Origin of the sequence: Thalassospira indica (genome assembly GCF_003403095.1) — a bacterium.
In the GTDB taxonomy this organism is placed as follows: Bacteria; Pseudomonadota; Alphaproteobacteria; order Rhodospirillales; family Thalassospiraceae; genus Thalassospira; species Thalassospira indica.
The window spans coordinates 917,595-935,914 of sequence record NZ_CP031555.1 but is presented as its reverse complement, the minus strand read 5'-3'; the positions used below and the strand labels follow the sequence as shown (position 1 = coordinate 935,914).

Below are 18,320 nucleotides of genomic sequence, written 5' to 3'. Positions count from 1 at the left end.
ACGGTCGGGGTGTCTTGTCACGACAAGCCCTTTTAACCACCTTGAGGAGGGTCTGATGTCCATTTGTGGCAAAGACAACCTGAAAACGCGCCGCACGCTGAAAGTCGGGGACAAGTCCGTCGACTATTACAGCCTCAAAGTTGCTTCCGAGAAATTCGGCGACGTTTCAAAACTTCCCTTCACGCTGAAAGTCGTTCTTGAGAACCTTCTGCGTTACGAAGACGATTTCACCGTTAAAACCGACGATGTCAAAGCTGTTGTTGACTGGCTCAAAGAGCGCAAAAGCAGCCACGAAATCAACTATCGTCCGGCCCGCGTTCTGATGCAGGACTTCACCGGCGTTCCCGCCGTTGTTGACCTTGCTGCAATGCGCGATGCTGTGGTGAAGATGGGCGGCGACGCCCAGAAGGTGAACCCGCTTTCACCGGTTGACCTCGTCATTGACCACTCGGTCATGATCGACTTCTTCGGCACCGACGACGCACTCGACAAGAACATGGAAGTCGAGTTCGAACGTAACGGCGAACGTTACGAGTTCCTGCGTTGGGGCCAGAACGCGTTTAACAACTTCCGCATTGTTCCGCCGGGGGCTGGTATCTGCCACCAGGTCAACGTCGAACATCTTGCAAAGGTCGTCTGGACCGGCAAGGACGAAGACGGCAAAACCGTTGCTTATCCGGACACGCTGGTTGGTACCGACTCTCACACCACCATGGTGAACGGCCTTGCTGTTCTCGGTTGGGGTGTTGGTGGTCTGGAAGCCGAAGCAGCAATGCTTGGTCAGCCGATCTCGATGCTGATCCCGGAAGTTGTCGGCTTCAAGCTGACCGGTTCCATGAAAGAAGGCATTACCGCAACTGACCTTGTTCTGCGCGTCGTTCAGATGCTGCGTGAAAAAGGCGTTGTTGGTAAATTCGTCGAATTCTACGGCGATGCGCTTGACCACATGAGCCTTCCGGATCGTGCGACCATCGGTAACATGGCACCGGAATATGGTGCGACCTGTGGCTTCTTCCCGATCGATGACGAAACGCTCAACTACATGCGTTCGACCGGCCGTGACGAAGACCAGATTGCACTGGTCGAAGCATATGCCAAAGAACAGGGCATGTGGCGCGACCCGGCACATGAAGCCGAATACACCGCAACGCTTGAACTTGACATCTCGACCGTCGAGCCGGCCCTCTCGGGTCCGAAGCGTCCGCAGGACCGTGTTCTGCTGAAAGATGCCGTTTCGAGCTTCACCAAGACCTTTGCCGACATGGCACCGGGTGTTGATGCTGATCGTTCTGTTCCGGTTTCGAACGAAAACTTCGAAATGAAAGACGGCAACGTCGTCATCGCCGCGATCACCTCTTGCACCAACACCTCGAACCCGAGCGTTTTGATCGCAGCAGGTCTTCTGGCGAAAAAAGCTGTCGAACTCGGCCTTCAGAGCAAGCCGTGGGTGAAAACCTCGCTCGCACCGGGTTCGCTGGTTGTTGCCGACTACCTCGAAAAAGCAGGCCTTCAGGATTACCTGGATCAGCTTGGCTTTAACGTGGCCGGTTTCGGTTGCACCACGTGTATCGGTAACTCCGGTCCGCTGGCAGCACCGATCATCGACGCAATCGATGGTAACGACATGCTCGTCACCGCCGTTCTGTCGGGTAACCGTAACTTCGAAGGCCGTATCAGCCCGCAGGTCAAGGCAAACTACCTTGCTTCCCCGCCGCTGGTTGTTGCCTATGCGCTTGCCGGTAACCTGAAGATCGATCTGAACAAAGATCCGCTCGGTAAGGACAAAAACGGTAAAGACGTCTTCATGAAAGACATCTGGCCGACCAACAAAGAGATCGCTGACACCATCGCGTCCTCGATCTCGGCGTCCATGTACAAAGATCGTTACGACAACATCTTTGCCGGTCCGAAACCGTGGCAGGAAATCGAAGTCACCGAAGGCGAGACCTTCGCGTGGGATGGCAAGTCCACCTACGTTCAGAACCCGCCTTACTTCGTCGACATGGCGAAAGAGCCGGGTGACTTCTCTGAAGTTCATGGCGCACGTCCGCTCCTGATCCTGGGTGACTCTGTCACCACCGACCACATTTCCCCGGCCGGTTCGATCAAGGAAGAAAGCCCGGCAGGTGAATACCTCAAGGCCCACGGCGTTGCTGTTCGTGACTTCAACTCCTATGGCGCACGTCGTGGTAACCACGAAGTCATGATGCGCGGTACCTTTGCCAACATTCGTATCCGTAACGAAATGGCACCGGGCACCGAAGGTGGTGTTTCGGTTCATTATCCGTCGGGCGAACAGGGCTGGGTCTATGACGTCGCAATGCGTTATCAGGCCGAAGGCACCCCGCTGGTTGTCATCGCTGGTAAAGAATACGGCACCGGTTCTTCGCGTGACTGGGCAGCAAAAGGCACCAACCTGCTTGGCGTCAAAGCTGTGATCGCGGAAAGCTTCGAGCGTATCCACCGTACCAACCTGGTCTGCATGGGCGTTCTGCCGTTGCAGTTCAAGAACGGCGAAGGCCGTGCGACCTACAAGCTGGACGGCTCGGAAACCTTTGATGTCCTTGGCATCGGCGATGGCATCAACCCGCTTCAGGACGTCACGGTTCGCATCACGCGCAAAGATGGCAGCACCGAGGAAATCGTTGTTACCTGCCGTATCGATACCGAGAACGAAGTTCTCTACTACCAGAACGGCGGCATCCTGCAGTTCGTTCTGCGTAACATGATGAAAGCTGCCTGATTTCAATCTGAAATCTTTGGCTTACACATTGACACCCCACCGGTTTTCCGGTGGGGTGTTCTTGTTTGTACCGAATTTTACTGGGCGACGTTCAATTGAACGCCCCTGACTTGATCCAGAACAATTCTCAAGTACGCCGAACCTGCTAGGTATGGCGCCTTCGCCTCACCCTTAAGAATAAAACCGAAAAAGATCAGTCGAACAGAGCAAACGCGCATGATACGCCCCACATCCTCCGATGGACGCCCGTTTGGTCTGACGGTCGGCACACTTTCCCCGGGAACAGTTTTAAGCTGCACACCGCAAACGTCCCTCGGCGACGCCACGGCCAAAATGCGCAAGGCCAACAGCAGCTCCGTCATTATTGTGGTGGACAACAAGCCTGTGGGAATTCTGACCGAGCATGATTTGCTATCGTTGCCACCGTCAACCTCGGCCGCGCTTTCTGAACCTGTTTCAACGCGTATGTCCCAACCGGTGCATACCATTTCGGTCCATGCCACCCCGCAATCGGCAATCGTGCGCATGCGCGATCGTGGTGTGCGCCATCTTGTCACCATTGATGCGGATGGCTGCCTTGTCGGGATCATCAGCCAGACCGACCTCATCCGTCACGTCGGTGACAAAAAGCCGTTCATTGCCAATGATGTTGCCGATGCGGTTCGCCAATCCACCGTATTTGCCCACAAAGACATTCGCGTCTGGGAACTGCGTCAGCGCATGCATTCGGAAAAATGCGACAGCGCGATCATTTCCGGTTTCGCCGACGACCAACCGGCAGAACTGCAAACCGGCATCATCACCGAACGTGATATCTTGCGCCATCTGGCAGAAGAACATGAAAACCTGACTGCGGGCGATATTGCCACCCGCCCGGTAACCTTCATTCGTCAGGACATGAACCTTGATGACGCGCGCAGAATGATGATGCGCGACAATTTCCGTCATCTTGTGGTTCATAACCACAACGGTGAAACCATCGGGGTTTTGTCCTTTGCCGATCTGCTTGAATTTATCGAACAGGATTATCTGATCCATCTAAGCAGTCTGGCCGAAGACAGTGGCAGCGAGATTACCAAGGCGCGCCAGTCCCTGGCCCTTGCCAATAAACTGATCGAAAATTCACCGGACTGCGTGATGATCTGCAATGCCCAGTCAGAGATCGAGGCCGTCAATCCGGCCTTCACGCGCGTCACCGGTTATCAGGCCGAAGAAGTAATTGGCAAGACACCGGCGATTTTGAAGTCCGGACGCCAGAACAAGGCTTTCTATGCCAAGCTCTGGGCGGATTTGGCGCGCACCGGGAAATGGGAAGGCGAAATCTGGAACCGGCGCAAGTCGGGCGAGATTTATGCCGAATGGCTTTCGATCATGGCGGTCCGGGATGGCGAAGGCACAATCACCCACTACGCTTCGATCTTCACCGACATCAGCGGGCGTGAAAAAAACCGCGAGGATGTCCTTCGGATTGCCTTTACCGATGAGTTGACCGGCATGCCAAACCGCCGCCGGTTTTCAGAACTTTTGTCGCTTCATATCGGACGCGCCCGCCGGGTTGGACGCCCGCTCACGGTTGCCATGCTCGATATCGACAACTTCCAGCGCGTCAATAATGCCCTTGGTCATAATATCGGGGACGATGTGCTGGTCGAAGTATCACGCCGCATCAGCCGTGAACTTGGTCAGGATGCTGTCATCGCCCGTATCGGTGCCGACGAATTCGCTGCAATACTGCCAAATGTGAACACCGAACAGGAAGCTGTCGGGATCGCAGAAAGTCTTCTGATGCGCCTTGGCGAAGCCCATCTGACCCGAAAGGGCGAAGACGTCTATCTTTCGGCCAGTATTGGCATTGCATCCTTCCCCGAAGATGCCAATGACACCAGCAACATCATTCGTTGTGCCGAACTGGCAATGGTTCAGGCCAAGGAACAGGGACGTAACCGGGTCGGGCTTTATAGCGTCAATCTGCACAGTCAAAAGGGGGCGGACCTTGCCCTTGAAACCGCCTTGCGCCGCGCGATCGACAATGAGGAACTCCATCTTGTCTATCAGCCGCAATTTGATGCAAAAACCGGTGAAATCGCCGGGGTCGAAGCATTGCTGCGCTGGACGACGGCCGAGGGTAAAACCATTCCGCCCTCGACCTTTATCCCGATTGCCGAGGAAATGGGTGTAATCGGCGAGTTGGGCCGCTGGGTCATTCGCACCGCCTGCCAGCAATTGGTCGCCTGGCGTCAGGAAGGCTTACACAACCTGCGCCTTGCGGTGAATGTGTCAGTTCAGCAATTCTATGGATCGATGGATTTCGCCGAACAGCTTCGCGCCATTATCGTTGACAAGGGGGTGGCTGCCGACCGGTTGGAAATCGAAGTCACCGAAAGCCTGTTCATGCGCAATATCGACGATATGCGTAGCAAATTGCAGCGCCTGCGTGATCTTGGCGTGCGCATCGCGCTTGATGATTTCGGGACCGGCTTTTCGAGCCTGAGTTATCTGCGCACATTACCCTTCGATGTAATCAAGCTTGATCGCAGTTTTGTCTGGGACATCGAAGACGGCCCGGATGGTGAAACCTTGCCAATTACGATCATCAATATGGCGCGCAACCTTGGCAAAACCTGCGTTGCCGAAGGCGTCGAAAACCAGCATCAGCTTGACGTGCTGCGCAAGGCCGGATGTGACTTGATCCAGGGGTATCTGCTGGGTCAGCCGATGAGCGCAGAAGCTGTTTCCAAGCTCGCCAAGGAAACCGCCCTGTAGAACCAAAACGAACAGCAAACGACAAAAAAGGGCGGGAAATTCCCCGCCCTTTCGCATATGCCTATCGGCAAGTCTGACTTAGAAAACGCCAAGCCCTTTAAGCAGGATAAAGGCAATCGCCAGCGGTGCGACGAACTTGACGATCAAGCCCCACGCACCGATCCATACCGGTACAATTCCGTTATGTGCTGCGATTTCTTCCTGGGCCTTGCCCCAAACGATCCAGCCAACAAACAACGAGATCAACAAGCCGCCAATCGGCAACAGCAGGCTGGAGCTGACGAAGTCCATCAGGTCAAAGAAGTTCTTGCCCCAAAGGATTTCGACATCGGCCATGACCCCCATCGAAAGCGACGACGGAATACCAAGCAGGAAGATCACGAAACCAAGAACCACTGCCGCCGTTTTGCGATTGATCCCACGATCATCGACGAAATAGGCAACAACCACTTCAAGGATCGAAACCGCAGAGGTCAAAGCCGCAATCGCCAGCAGCAGGAAGAACAGGAAGGCAAAGAACGAACCAAACAGCATCTGGGCGAACACAGCTGGCAGCGTGATAAATGTCAGGCCCGGACCGGCACTCGGATCAAAACCGAAGGCAAACACCGCCGGAAGAACCAGAAGACCAGCCAGAACGGCAACAGCCGAGTCCAGCAGGGTGACCCAACCGGCAGAGCCCGGAAGGTTTTCTTTCTTCGCAAGGTAAGAGCCATAGGTGATCATTGCCCCCATCCCCAGCGACAACGAGAAGAAGGCCTGCGACAGCGCATCCGAAACCGTTGCCCATGTCACTTTCGAAAAGTCCGGTGACAGCAGAAAGGCCACACCTTCCATGCCCCCCGGAAGCGTAACCGAACGCACGATCAGAACGATCAAAAGCGCAAACAGCGCCGGCATCAGGATTTTCGACGCGCGCTCGATACCGGCACCCACACCGGAAAGCACGACGAAAATGGTCAATGCCATGAAGATCGCGTGGAAAATCAACGGCGAGGTCGTATCACTGATGAAGCTGCCGAAGATATCGCCAAGGGCTGCCGGATCTTCGATCGAAAGCGCCCCGGTGACGGCCTTGATCATGTAGGAAAGCGTCCAGCCGGCAACGACCGAATAAAACGACAAAATCATGAAGGCGGCAGCAACGCCAAACAAACCAACGATCGGCCAAAGCCCACCCTTGAGTTTGGCAAATGCGCCAATCGCGTTCTTTTCCGACATGCGGCCGATCACGAATTCGGCCAGCATGACCGAAATACCGATGGTAAAGACCAGCACAAGATAGATCACCAAGAATGCGCCACCGCCATTCTCGCCAGCCATATACGGGAACTTCCAGATGTTCCCCAATCCGACAGCCGACCCGGCGGCCGCCAGAATAAATCCAAGGCGTGAGCCCCAGTGTTCGCGTTTCATCATTCGCTTGCAAACCTCGTATTGGACCGATCTTGCCAGATTAAGCTCCCACCAGCAGATCAGTTCCGCATTTTTCATTTAACGCAAAGGTCGTTTGTTCCTTTGCAATGGACAGCTCCCTAGAACTGGTTCCGATTGGTCCGCAGCTCATAGCATCAATCTTTGGAAATCTCCTTTCAAAGATCCGCGCAAACGCGCAAATATCTTCCACTTTACACCTACTGCTGATTTCAAGGCCTTGTGATTGGTCGGTGATGGTGGTTTTCAGGCATGATCAATGTCATGAAAAACCCTCGCCCCCTTCTAAGTGCGCTTGCACTGTTGCTCATGACCGTATCTTCACCCGCAAGGGCTGCTGAAAGTGTTTTGCCGCGCGCGGTCGTCGAACTCTACACGTCCCAAGGATGCAACTCCTGCCCGCCGGCCGATCAGGTCCTGCATGATCTGGCAGATCAGCATGATGATCTGCTGTTGCTGTCCTATCACGTTGATTACTGGAACTACCTTGGTTGGGAAGATCCGTTCTCCGATGCCCGATACAGCGAACGTCAACGCGACTATGCCAATCGCATGCGCGAACGTTACGTCTATACCCCGCAGGTCATCATCAATGGTGATCACGTGGTACGCGCCACCGCCAGACAGCAGATCGAAACCACCAGTACCACGGTTGCCCCGTTACGCGATCTTGCGGATATCCATCTAAGCACCATTGATCAAACACAACCGGCAAAGGGCACTGTTTCCTTGCACGGTGTTGGCAAACCAAACCCGGGACAGATTTCGCAGATCTGGTTGATCGGCTTTGATCGCGAACATCAGCGCGATGTGCTTTCGGGCGAAAATGCCGGCAAGCGACTGGTGAATGCCAATGTCGTGCGCGACATGATCAGCCTTGGCCAATGGGATGGCACCAGTCAGCAAAAAATCCCGTTTGCCATGAAAGCCGCCTATGACGGGGGGATCGCCGTCCTGATCCAGAACGGGCGTGGCGGCCCGATCATCGGTGCGTCCATGGTCCGTTTCGGCGACTGATTCCCTGTTTGATCGTGAGTTTGGATTGATTTGAAACAATGCCAACCAGTCGATTGTCGGTTATTGCATGAATAATACGCTGTAACGCGTTATATCATGACGTGTTACAGAATGAATTTCAGACAATCTAACGGGTTATATGGCTGATTTTAGCGGTTCTGATCTGACCTGCCTCCGCGGCGAAAGACTGGTATTTGGCGGCCTGTCCTTTTCGGCCAAATCCGGTGATGCCGTGATGCTGCGCGGTCGAAATGGTGCCGGGAAATCAAGCCTTTTGCGCCTGATGGCAGGCCTTGTGGCACCGCGTTCTGGCGACCTTCGCTGGAACGGTGAAAACATCGCAGAGGATCGCACCGCCCATCATGCGCGCACCCATTATCTGGGTCATCAGGATGCGATCAAACCGGTTCTGACAGTGCGCGACAATCTGCGTTTGTGGGGCCAGTTGCGCGGCGTGCGTGATCTTGAACCTGCGATTGACCGGGCGTTAACAGCCCTTCAAATCCATCATCTGGCACGGGTTACCGGTCGGTATCTTTCAAGTGGCCAGAAACGGCGCACCGCCCTTGCCCGCGTTCTGATCGGGCAAAGCGATCTTTGGTTGCTGGATGAACCCACCGTCGGACTGGATCGCGAAAGCTGTGCCGAATTGGCCCAACTGATCACCGAATTTCGCGGCCGCGGTGGCATTGTCGTCTATTCAACCCATATCGATCTTGATGTCGAAAACCCGACCATTCTCGATCTTGATGACTTCGCCATCCCGATGGTCGAATGGCTGGCCGAGCAGGACGATCTCGAAGACATGGCCCTGACAAAGCGTGCAGCCTCACCGCAGGAGGCCGCGCAATGAACGGTTTTCTGGCCATTCTGCAACGTGATCTGCGCCTCGCCCTGCGGCAGGGTGCGGATTCCGTGATGGTCGTGGCGTTCTTTATCGTTACCACCACGCTGTTCCCGTTCGGTGTCGGGCCGGAGGTCAACATTCTGGCACGTATCGCATCGGGGGTGATCTGGGTCTCTGCCCTGCTGGCAGCCATGCTGTCACTCGAACGCATGTTTCAGGCCGATTACGAAGACGGGACGCTTGAACTTTTGACCCTGTCACCGGTGTCACTCGAACTTCTGATCCTGGGCAAGGTGCTTGCGCATTGGCTGACAACCGGGCTTCCGTTGATCATAGCGGCACCGCTGATGGCGGTGATGCTCAATATGGATCAGGACGGTTTTGTCACTTTAATGATCGCCATGCTGCTTGGCACACCAGCACTGAGCCTGATCGGGGCAATTGGCGCTGCACTCATACTTGGCGCGCGACGTGGCGGAGTTCTTGTATCACTTCTAGTTTTACCACTATATATTCCGGTACTGATATTCGGGGCCGGTGCGGTTGAGGCCGCCCTGCTTGGAATTTCGGCGACCGCGCAATTACAGATCATGGCCGCCATCCTGCTTTTGACATTGGCAGCCGCACCCTTTGCCACCGCCCATGCCGTACGCCAGGCCATGGAATAAAACAACAAGACGACGAGACGGGATGACCCTTTGCGGATTTCCGCACCAAGGATAAGAAAAATGCATCGCTTTGCTAAACCAAGTGTATTTTTGAAATTTACAGCCCCGATCCTGCCGTGGCTGTCGGCTCTGACCGTGATCCTGATCGCGGCCGGCCTCTATTTTTCCCTGATCGGATCGCCGGTTGATTACCAGCAAGGCCACACCGTGCGGATCATGTATATCCATGTCCCTGCCGCTTGGATGGGGCTGTTCTGTTATGTCGGCATGGCGATCTGCGGCGCCATGAGCCTGATCTGGAAACACCCGTTGGCTGATATCTGCGCACGCGCCACCGCACCGGTTGGCGCGACCTTTACCGCCCTTTGCCTGATTACCGGGTCACTGTGGGGCGAACCGATGTGGGGCACATGGTGGGTATGGGATGCCCGTCTTACATCGATGCTGATCCTGTTGTTCCTTTATCTTGGCTATATGGCGCTGGTGAATGCCTTTGATGATCCCGAACGCGGATCAAAGGCAGGGTCGGCACTGGCACTGGTTGGTGCGGTCAATGTGCCAATTGTCAAATTCTCGGTCGATTGGTGGAATACACTGCATCAACCGGCCTCGATCGTGCGCATGGATGGTCCGGCCGTTGATCCAAGCATGCAGGTGCCCCTTGCCCTGATGATCCTTGGTTTCACCTGCTATTACTTTGTTGTTCTGATCCTGCGGGTTCGACTGGAACTGAACGAACGACGCATTCGTGCCCTGCATTTGTCAGGCATGTTTGAAGATCCCGAAACCCCGGCATCGGCAAATGAACAAGCCTATGAAGCGGGTCACAATGCGGAGGCCAAGCAATGAGTGAATTCTTCTCAATGGGCGGCTATGGCGGCTATATCTGGGCAAGTTACGGCGTTACCGCCCTTGCCATGATCGTTTTGCTGATTGCAACGCTACGCGGTTTACGCAGCAGCCGGATCGAACGCGAACAGCTTGAAGCGGTTTTGCAATCACGGCGCCCCCGCCGAACCAAAAAGACCCAACAGGTATCCTGAACGGAGAACGACTGTGTCACTTTCCCGCGCAAAAATCCGTAAACGCCAACGCATGTATGTCATCGGGGCCATCTTGCTTGCCGTTGGCAGTGCTGCGGCCCTGATGCTGACGGCATTTGAAGATTCTGTGGTGTTCTTCTTCAGCCCGACCGAAATCGCCGAAAAATCACCGATTGACCCCGATCAGCGTTTGCGGATTGGTGGCCTTGTTGTTGAAGGGTCGGTGGCAAAACAGGATGATGGACAAACCATTGCCTTCGTCGTCACAGACATGGCCGAAAGTGTGCCGGTTTCCTATCGCGGGATTTTGCCTGATCTGTTTCGCGAAGGTCAGGGTGTCGTCGCCGAAGGTCACATGAACAGCGACGGCACCTTTGTCGCATCCGAAGTTCTGGCCAAGCATGATGAAAACTACATGCCGCCTGAAGTCGCCGAATCGCTCAAGAAAAGCGGCTATTGGGAAGAAATCGAAGCCAAGAACGCCGAACAAATGCGCAATTAAGCCACATTCTGCCGCCATAAAGCCCGACCATACGCGCAAGAAAAACATAGCCGCGACCATTGCCCCTTGATCTGTACCCGACCGATCGGGCAATAGGGCGCAGGGGAACTATTGGGGAAGTCATAGACGCACATGTTTGCAGAGTTAGGACATTTTGCCCTGCTGCTGATGGTGGTCACGGGAATTGGACAGGCGGTTCTGTTCAGCCCGCTTTGGCTACATGCATCGTTGCGCATACTCACCCCGCAACGGGCTTCTGCCACACCGGCAGGCAGCCCCGCCTTTTCCGATGACGATGATAATGACGGAGCTTTCGGGCAGACCGCGGTAAAACCGTCCAGTCTGTTTCTTTTGCCTGCGGTCATTCTATTACTTGGCCTTCTGGCCGAGGGGGCGTTGCTTAATGCCTTTATCGTCAGTGACTTCACCCTGCCCATCGTATCGAACGTCAGTCATTCATCGACCCCATTGCTTTATCGCATTGGGGCGGCCTTTACCCCCGATGGCGGAGCCATGCTGCTGTGGCTTCTGACCCTTTCACTGGTCAATCTTCTCATTGCCATTCAGCTGCGCAGTTCTGCTGCCATCTGTACTGATCGCTTTGCGCGCAATGCCCTTTCCGTTCTTGGCGCATTGATCACAATTCTTGGTGTCGTGACACTAATTGATGCCGACCCGTTCCTGCGTGTCACTGTGGCGCCGCTTGATGGTCGGGGCATGAACCCGCAAAGCCAGGACCTTCTTAAGGTCCTGCGCGAACCGTTCCTTTATCTTGGTCTGGCGGGGCTTGCCGGTATCTTTGCCATGACACTGGCCGGGTTGCTTGACCGCAAGATTGACCGCCGGTTTGCCGAAACCATGCGATCCTGGACCATCATTTCGTGGGTCTGCCTTGGCACCGCGATTGCGATCAATGCCTATCGCTCCTACAGCGAACAGGCATGGGGTGGCTGGTGGTATTGGGACACGGCGGAAAACAGCCTTCTGTTGCCATGGTTGCTGGCAACCGCCCTGTTGCATTGCCGGGCCGTTCTGGAAAAAACCGAAACCCTGCGCGCCTGGACAGCCTTTCTGGGCATCACAACGCTTGCGGTGGGATGGTTCGGGGTTTATCTGACCCGATCGGATCTGTTTGCGCCCCTGCCCGAAACACAGCTTCTCCCGATTGACAGCACCGGACTTCTGGTCGCGTTCTGTCTGGTGTTTGCGTTCGCCTATTACCTGTTTTGGCGATCTGTCGATCAGATGGGCGATGGTCGCGGTTTTGATGTCATTTCGCGCGAAAGTGCGATGTTCCTCAACAGCGTGATGTTATCGCTGGTTGCTGCTGTCGTTTTGATCGGAACGATCTATCCACTGGTTTTGCAATGGATTACGGGCGACCCGATCACCGTTGGTGCGCCGTTCTATGTCAAAGCTCTGATCCCGATTGTTCTGCCCTTGCTGTTTCTGATGGCCTTTGCCCCGGCACTGCGCTGGCGACAGGATGAAGTCTGGATGATCGGGCGGCGCATGAAGCTTGCAGCCATCCTGTCACTCATCACGGTGCTGTTCGTTTCCATCCGCTTTATCGATCTGTCACCTGCACCGCTGATCGGTATTGGTCTTGCCGGTTGGGTTCTGACCGCGTCGCTAAGTGATCTGTGGGCGCGGCTTTGGCGCCACCCAGAATATGGCGAAAGCAAATATCGCAATCTGCAACTTCTGGGTCCACGCTATATCAGCATGACCCTTTCCCATATCGGCCTTGCAATCCTGATTGCCGGTGGATCGGCCAGCAGCATCTGGGAAGAACAGGTTGTTGTCTCTGCCCGTGCCGGACAAAGCATTCAGGCAGGCCCCTATAACCTGCAATATGAAGGTGTCTCGCTTTTGGCCGGTGAAAACTATGCCACCCGTCAGGCGACCTTTATCCTTTATCGCCATTCCCTGCCGGTCACCGAACTTTTCCCTGAAATTCGTTATTACCCGATCCGTGGCGTTGAAACCCGTGAAGCCGATATCTGGCATGGTCGCGATGGCGATCTGCATGTTTCGATCGGTGACCGTGATGATGACGGCGGCCGGGTGGTAACGGTTCATTATTTGCCCATGATGCCCTGGGTCTGGGGTGGCATGTTATTGATGTTGATCGGTGGATGTTTCAGCATCCTCACGCGCGTAATCCTGCGCTTCAAGAAGACTGGAGTTCCCGCTTCATGAGATTTTCGATCGCTGTCATTCCGCTGGTTTTGTTTGCCGCACTGGCCGGGGTGTTCTTGTTAAACATCGACAAGGATGCATCGGTTGTGCCGTCGGTCCTGATAGATAAACCGGCACCGGAATTCTCGCTGCCGCCGCTACCGGGCCGGGACAAGGGCCTGTCGCGTGCTGATCTGACCAAGGGCGAGGTATCGGTTCTGAACGTCTTTGCAAGCTGGTGCGTTCCGTGCCGCGCAGAACATCCGCTGATCAAACGTCTGTCACGCGAAGCCGCCGTTCCGGTCTATGGCCTGAATTACAAGGAAAAGGATCCCGAAGACGGCGTGAAATGGCTGGCCGAACTTGGCGATCCCTATACCGCTGTCGGCATGGACTTGTCGGGTCGGACCGGTATTGATTTTGGTGTCTATGGTGTGCCGGAGACCTTCATCATCGATGGCACCGGCCAAATCAGATACAAGCATGTCGGGCCTGTTACGGTCGAAGTCCTTGAAAAGGTCCTGCTGCCGAAAATCGCGGAGTTAAAGGGATGATAAGCCGCTTTAAACTTGTTTTTGGCGCACTTGCCATTCTGGTTCCGGTCATTGCATCGAACCCGGCATTTGCGGTCAACCCCGATGAAATGCTGTCCAACCCGGTTCTGGAAGAACGCGCGCGCGAAATCAGCAAGGAACTGCGCTGCCTTGTCTGTCAAAACCAGTCGATTGATGATTCTGATGCCGAACTGGCGCGTGATCTGCGCGTGCTGGTACGTGAACGCCTCGTTGCCGGCGACGACAACGAAGAGGTCATTGACTATATCGTTGCGCGCTATGGCGACTATGTCCTTTTGAACCCGCCGCTAAAACCGGAAACCTATATCCTGTGGGCAAGCCCGGCTGTACTGGTGGTGCTGGCGTTGCTGGCGGTCTTTGCCTTCTATCGCCGCAAGCAGCGCGAAGGTTCCCCGGCATCGGCATCCCTGTCAAAAGACGAACAGGACCGTCTGGACGAACTTCTTGGCACCTCGAATGATGACGGCAAGCCCTGATGAAACGTGATCGCCTGACATATCGTCAACCTGGCGGAGGTTTCGCGTGATCTGGGTTGGCTTGACAGTTTTGGCAGTTCTGGCGGGTTCTGCACTCTATGCAAGCCTGCCGAAATCCGACGGGCACGGATCACGTGCGCGCCGTGTGACGTTTGCCGCGCTGCCGGTCATCGCGGCACTGGGTCTTTATGCGATCATTGGCAGCCCAACCCTGCCATCGCGGCCCTATGCAGACCGTGCAGGTGAACGCAACCTGGCCGCCGCCGCGGCCGTTGCCGATAATGCCACCGACCCGGACTTCAAAACCGATCAACAGATCAGGCGCTTGCTTAATCAGATTGTCGTCTCGCTTGAGGTAAACCCGCGCAATCTTCAAGGCTGGGTCGCGCTCGCACGTGGATCGCTCCGCCTTGGCAATATTGAGCGCGCCGTTGCCGCCTTTGCGCAGGCCTACGCCCTTTCGGGGCACAATCCGTTGCTTGCCATCGAATATGCCGATACCCGCATCACCGCCCAGGATGGCCAAATCGACAGTACGTCACGCGATCTTGTGCTTCATGCCCTTGGGCAAATGCCCAACCATCTGTTGGCACGCTACTATTACGGCATGATGCTGAAACAAAATGGCAAGTCCGAGCAGGCGCTTCGCGTGCTTAGTGACCTCTATCGCGACCTTCCCAAGGACGACCCGCTTGGCAATGCCACCGAAAGCGAAATCAAGGCCCTGCAATCCAGTGCAGATGCCGTGATCAGCGCCGACTAGTCTGGGTTGCCGGAACTAGGCCGCGAACAGGTAAAGCACCCCAAGCAACACCGCGACAATCAGAACCAATGTCCCGCCCAGTGCCATCAGCTTGATGATCGGATGAAGGTTCTCAAGCTCGCCCGGCCGCGGCGCATTCCCGGCGCCATTTGCCGATGACTGCCCCTCGTTAAACCGTCGCAACGCTTCTTCGCCGCTCATGGGCGGCATCTTGATACGATCAAGGACCGTCCCCTGGTCGGGGCGACGGTCCTTGTCATGTGATGGATGCTTTTGCGGGGTGTCGCCGTTACTGGCTGTCATCGCAGATGATTGTGCTTAACGCTGCGCCGTCAGGCCGCGATCATTTTCCTGATCCTGCGGCTGATAGGTTGGCCATTCACCGGCCGCCAGAAGATCAAGCGACGGCGTTTCCTGACCGAACCGCGAACGATACATCCAAAGGTTTGCCATCACGCGTTCGATGAACAGTCGGGTTTCACGCGACGGAATGCTTTCGATGAAATACAGCGGATCGACATTGTCCTTAAGCGCCTTCTGCCAGCGGCCAAGATTGCCAATGCCACCATTATAGGCCGCCATCAACTGCAAGAAGCCGTTATCAACGCCATTCTGTTCAAGCAGGTGATCAACGTATTTCTGCCCCAGCGACAGGTTGATTTCCGGCTGATACAGCTCGGCACGCTTTTCACCCCGGTAACGGGTATTGCCGATATAGCTTGCCGTTGCCGGCATCAGTTGCATCAAACCACGCGCACCGGCATGACTGCGGGCGTCAGTATTAAAACCTGATTCCTGACGCATGAAGGCATAAATCACCGCCCGGTCAACTTCGTAACCACCTTCCGGCTCCCATGGCGGGACCGGATAAAGCGCGTTTACAAACACATCACCAGTCTTCTGCGCGATGTAGCTGCCAAGGCGCATGGTAAGCGATGCAAAGTTGGCGGTATCGGTCAGCGCCAAAACAGCACGGCGCAGCGAATCATCATCTTTTGCCGCAGCCTTGCGCAATTCACGTTCGGCTTCATCGCGCTGCCCGATCTGCAACAGCGAAAGTGCACGACGCCCATGCGGATCAAGCTTCAGCTTGTTGGCGCGGTTTTCATCAAGTTCCAGGCTGTCCCAGTCAAAGACATCGTCACGGCCAAGGGCGCGCATCGCCAACTGACCATAGAACGAGCGCGGATATTCCGCCGCGCGGTTCAACATGGCATCGGCCTCTTCGAACCGGCCAGCGGCCAGATCAATACGCCCTGCCCAGAACGCACCGGCGGTCCGGGTCCAGCTGGATGCATATTTATTGGTGCTCAGCGCTGCGAAATGGGCGTGCGATTCATCCATCTTGCCCAGGCGCCAGGCGGTCAGGCCCGCCGTCCAATGCGCCTGCGGCAGGTACTTGCCCGAACGCTTTGCCGCTTCACCGGCATATTTCAACGCAAGGTCCGGTTTACCAAAGTAATAGTAACCAGATGCAATTGCCGCCTTGGCATGGTCCTGCTCATAGGCATCAAAGAGACGCTGCGCCTCATCACTTTCAAGAACTTCCAGCGCGCCGGTCGGCCAGCCACTGCCGATACGATGGCGAATACGACTTTTCAGGGTCGCGACGCGTGAACGTTGCTTGGACGACAGCTTCTTGGACGACTTGTGATAATAGGGCGTGATGTTCTCGTAATCATAACCAGCACCCGAAACATAGCTGCCCACAGGCTTTTTCGGATAATTGGCCGATCCGCGACGTGTCAGCGCAAGTTTATAGATGCGCGGTGCCTGCGGATGATCGGCATAGCTGGCAAGCCAGTCTTTTAGTTCCTTGTAACGCGAACGGTAGGCCGTCGGATGCAGATAACGCTGCGCCATCACGTGCCCCATCAGGACATCATCAGACAGTCGCGAAATCAGGCGGTCGGCATCTTGCCAACGGCCCTGTTCCTGAACGGCAAAAATCTGTTCGTAAAGTTCGGCGTCACGTTCGGAAAGTGGCTTGGGGATTACGGTCGAAAGCGCGTCATCCAGAACCGGGCTGCCAAGGGATGCCTGTTCCTGCGTGCTGGCAGCAGCAGGTGACGTGGCCCCCATGACGGTCATGGTGCCAAGAAACGCGAAGAATAGGCCCTGCCTTAAGGTGCTTTTGACACCCGGCAGGCGTGTTCTTATTGCTTCGATCAAAATTAGTTTCCCCAACGAGACTTGTTTTCAAGCCGCGTGTTTATCCCGAAGCAGTTTGGTCTCGCAACCCGTTGCCTGCGGTGTTCCCCCTCGTGCAACGGCGTCCCTTATAGCAGCAAATGGCCAAACCGCGAAATCATTTATCTGGAATCAAGCACTTGGCGCGCTCCAGAATACGCACTCCGAACGCATGCATATCTCCCATGCATACAGTCAGTTTATCGCCAATTCCTTAAAGCTTTTGTGCGATCGCACGCAAATCACGCCAGGCAAGGCGTTTCTGTTCCGGCGTACGCAGAAGATAGGCCGGATGGAACATCGCGGTCAGGTCAGCCTTTTTGCCATTGGCAAAGGAAACTTCCTTCCAGGTGCCACGCAAACGCGTGATCCCGCGATCTTCTTCCATCAGGGTCTTGGCCGAACTGCCGCCAAGACACACCACAACCTTGGGCCCGATCAGTTCAAGATGTCGGCGCACAAACGGTTCACACACCGCAACTTCTGCTGTGGTCGGCTGGCGGTTTCCCGGCGGCCGCCATGGCAGAATATTGGTGATGTAAACTTCTTCACGTGCCAAGCCGATGGATCGCAACATGGCATCCAGCAACTTGCCACTTGGCCCGACAAACGGCAGTCCCTGACGGTCCTCTTCTGCACCCGGCGCTTCGCCGACCAGCACCAGCTTGGCCTCGACATTGCCGGCGCCAAAAACGGTATTGCTGGCAGACTTCTTAAGGGCACAACCTTCAAACTTTTCAATCGCCGCCTTGAGTTCCTCAAGACTATTTGCCGCGGCGGCCGCATCCCGTGCGGACTGGCGTGCTTCATGCGGCGTGTCAGACAGTAAAAACCCACCATCCGCGCCAGCCGGGATTGGTGCCGGGCCGTTGCCAGCCGCCTGTGCCGGACGGGCCGACGCCCCTGCCGGACGTTGCGGGTTGGTGCCCGCATTCGCGCCAAAGCCCGGCCGGTTCGCCGCGTTCTGACGCAGGCTTTCGGACGCCTTGAAACGGTCAAGCGGCTCGTCGGCAATTGCCTCGTCCGCGCCCATTTCAAATTGCCAGACAAGGGCCTCGAACGGGTCGAGATTATTTACATCAAAGTCTGTAATTGGTTTGCTCATCTACACTAAGGCG

At 55.6% G+C, this 18,320-nt stretch carries 16 protein-coding genes; 12 read left to right on the top strand and 4 right to left on the bottom strand.

Annotated features, from left to right (window positions below):
- Positions 1 to 55: 55 nt before the first annotated feature.
- Positions 56 to 2,743, top strand: coding sequence for an aconitate hydratase AcnA (gene acnA / locus DY252_RS04475; protein WP_063088588.1), 2,688 nt, complete (start codon positions 56 to 58; stop codon positions 2,741 to 2,743).
- Positions 2,744 to 2,959: 216 nt separating this feature from the next.
- Positions 2,960 to 5,506 carry an EAL domain-containing protein gene (locus DY252_RS04470; RefSeq protein WP_082923343.1) on the top strand — a complete coding sequence of 849 codons (2,547 nt, stop codon included), beginning with the start codon at positions 2,960 to 2,962 and terminating at the stop codon, positions 5,504 to 5,506.
- Positions 5,507 to 5,584: 78 nt separating this feature from the next.
- Here DY252_RS04470 and DY252_RS04465 read toward each other — a convergent pair whose 3' ends face one another.
- Positions 5,585 to 6,925, bottom strand: a complete 1,341-nt coding sequence (locus tag DY252_RS04465) for a sodium-dependent transporter (protein WP_064788241.1) — start codon at positions 6,923 to 6,925, stop codon at positions 5,585 to 5,587.
- A gap of 279 nt (positions 6,926 to 7,204) precedes the next feature.
- Here DY252_RS04465 and DY252_RS04460 point away from each other — a divergent pair, with 279 nt between their 5' ends.
- The 10 genes from DY252_RS04460 (at position 7,205) to DY252_RS04415 (ending at position 15,012) form a co-directional block, all read left to right on the top strand.
- Positions 7,205 to 7,957 (top strand): DUF1223 domain-containing protein, encoded by a 753-nt coding sequence (locus DY252_RS04460; RefSeq protein ID WP_231959618.1) that lies wholly within the window; start codon positions 7,205 to 7,207, stop codon positions 7,955 to 7,957.
- Positions 7,958 to 8,096: 139 nt separating this feature from the next.
- A complete protein-coding gene (gene ccmA, locus DY252_RS04455) occupies positions 8,097 to 8,810 on the top strand; it encodes a heme ABC exporter ATP-binding protein CcmA (RefSeq protein WP_064787479.1) in 714 nt (237 codons plus the stop codon).
- Positions 8,807 to 9,472, top strand: a complete 666-nt coding sequence (ccmB, locus tag DY252_RS04450) for a heme exporter protein CcmB (RefSeq protein ID WP_064787480.1) — start codon at positions 8,807 to 8,809, stop codon at positions 9,470 to 9,472. The genes ccmA and ccmB overlap by 4 nt, the downstream gene beginning before the upstream one ends.
- Positions 9,473 to 9,532: 60 nt before the next feature.
- A complete protein-coding gene (locus DY252_RS04445) occupies positions 9,533 to 10,321 on the top strand; it encodes a heme ABC transporter permease (protein WP_064787481.1) in 789 nt (262 codons plus the stop codon).
- Complete coding sequence (gene ccmD / locus DY252_RS04440; RefSeq protein ID WP_064787482.1) at positions 10,318 to 10,515, top strand: heme exporter protein CcmD; 198 nt, start codon at positions 10,318 to 10,320, stop codon at positions 10,513 to 10,515. The genes DY252_RS04445 and ccmD overlap by 4 nt, the downstream gene beginning before the upstream one ends.
- Before the next feature lie 13 nt (positions 10,516 to 10,528).
- Positions 10,529 to 11,017, top strand: coding sequence for a cytochrome c maturation protein CcmE (ccmE, locus tag DY252_RS04435; RefSeq protein ID WP_008889225.1), 489 nt, complete (start codon positions 10,529 to 10,531; stop codon positions 11,015 to 11,017).
- 132 nt (positions 11,018 to 11,149) lie between these two features.
- Positions 11,150 to 13,219, top strand: a complete 2,070-nt coding sequence (locus DY252_RS04430; protein WP_064787483.1) for a heme lyase CcmF/NrfE family subunit — start codon at positions 11,150 to 11,152, stop codon at positions 13,217 to 13,219.
- Positions 13,216 to 13,752 (top strand): DsbE family thiol:disulfide interchange protein, encoded by a 537-nt coding sequence (locus DY252_RS04425; protein ID WP_064787484.1) that lies wholly within the window; start codon positions 13,216 to 13,218, stop codon positions 13,750 to 13,752. Before DY252_RS04430 ends, DY252_RS04425 begins: the two co-directional genes overlap by 4 nt.
- Positions 13,749 to 14,249: a cytochrome c-type biogenesis protein gene (locus DY252_RS04420; RefSeq protein WP_064787485.1), complete on the top strand. Its 501-nt coding sequence runs from the start codon at positions 13,749 to 13,751 to the stop codon at positions 14,247 to 14,249. The genes DY252_RS04425 and DY252_RS04420 overlap by 4 nt, the downstream gene beginning before the upstream one ends.
- A 46-nt stretch (positions 14,250 to 14,295) precedes the next feature.
- Positions 14,296 to 15,012 (top strand): tetratricopeptide repeat protein, encoded by a 717-nt coding sequence (locus DY252_RS04415; protein ID WP_064787486.1) that lies wholly within the window; start codon positions 14,296 to 14,298, stop codon positions 15,010 to 15,012.
- Between the two features lie 15 nt (positions 15,013 to 15,027).
- Here DY252_RS04415 and DY252_RS04410 read toward each other — a convergent pair whose 3' ends face one another.
- The 3 genes from DY252_RS04410 to DY252_RS04400 all read right to left on the bottom strand — a co-directional run bounded on the left by DY252_RS04410 (position 15,028) and on the right by DY252_RS04400 (position 18,307).
- Positions 15,028 to 15,315 (bottom strand): hypothetical protein, encoded by a 288-nt coding sequence (locus DY252_RS04410; protein WP_064787487.1) that lies wholly within the window; start codon positions 15,313 to 15,315, stop codon positions 15,028 to 15,030.
- Between the two features lie 15 nt (positions 15,316 to 15,330).
- A complete protein-coding gene (locus DY252_RS04405; RefSeq protein ID WP_064787488.1) occupies positions 15,331 to 17,184 on the bottom strand; it encodes a lytic transglycosylase domain-containing protein in 1,854 nt (617 codons plus the stop codon).
- Positions 17,185 to 17,416: 232 nt separating this feature from the next.
- The gene (locus DY252_RS04400) at positions 17,417 to 18,307 is read right to left on the bottom strand and encodes a uracil-DNA glycosylase (RefSeq protein ID WP_064787489.1); all 891 of its coding nucleotides are present in this window, start codon (positions 18,305 to 18,307) and stop codon (positions 17,417 to 17,419) included.
- Between the last annotated feature and the right edge of the window lie 13 nt (positions 18,308 to 18,320).